The sequence below is a fragment of the Halorubrum sp. Eb13 genome, from assembly GCF_002252895.1.
Taxonomy (GTDB): Archaea; Halobacteriota; Halobacteria; order Halobacteriales; family Haloferacaceae; genus Halorubrum.
The window spans coordinates 1-771 of sequence record NZ_NHPE01000023.1; the positions used below are offsets into that span (position 1 = coordinate 1).

Below are 771 nucleotides of genomic sequence, written 5' to 3' on the forward strand. Positions count from 1 at the left end.
GACCACGCGGCCCTCGTCGGGACCGACCCCATCGACATCGAGGGCGAGTGGACGATCGAGGAGCTCTCCGCTCGGCTCGACGACGAGGACCTGTTCGCCCACGAGCCGCCCACGCGCGAGTACTTCCGGAACTACCGCCGGTGGGCCGTAGAGAGCGCCGCGCTCGACCTAGCGCTCCGACAGCGTGACGAGTCGCTCGGCGAGTACCTCGGGATCGAACCGGACCCGGTCCGGTTCGTCGTCTCCACCCGGCTCGGCGAGCCGCCGACGACCGACCGCGTCAAGGAGTTACTCGCGCTCGACGACGACTTGGAGTTCAAGCTCGACCCGACTCCGGACTGGCCCGAGGAGGCGTTCGTCGCGCTCAGGGAGACCGACGCGGTTCGGATCCTCGACCTGAAGGGCTGGTACGAGGACACCGACGTGGACGTCGAGGCCGACCCGGAGCTGTACCGCGACGTGTTCGCCGCGTTCCCCGCCGCGATCGTCGAGGACCCGGCGTTCACGCCGCAGACCAGTCCGCTCGTCGAGCCCCAGGCCGACCGGCTCTCCTTCGACTACCCGATCGACGGCGTCGAGAGCCTCGAATCGCTCCCGGTTGAGCCCGGCTGGTGTAACATCAAACCCTCGCGGTTCGGCACCCTCGAATCCCTGTTCGAGACGATCGCGTACTGCGAGGAGCGCGGCATCGACTGCTACGGCGGTGGTCAGTTCGAACTGGCCAGCGGGCGGACCGCAATACAGACGCTCGCCGCGCTGTTCTACCCCGAC

At 68.5% G+C, this 771-nt stretch carries 1 protein-coding gene; it reads left to right on the plus strand.

Annotation, left to right across the window (positions count from 1 at the left end):
• Positions 1 to 771, plus strand: a 771-nt coding sequence (locus DJ75_RS02145) for a hypothetical protein (protein WP_094522234.1), incomplete at both ends; no start/stop codon positions are given.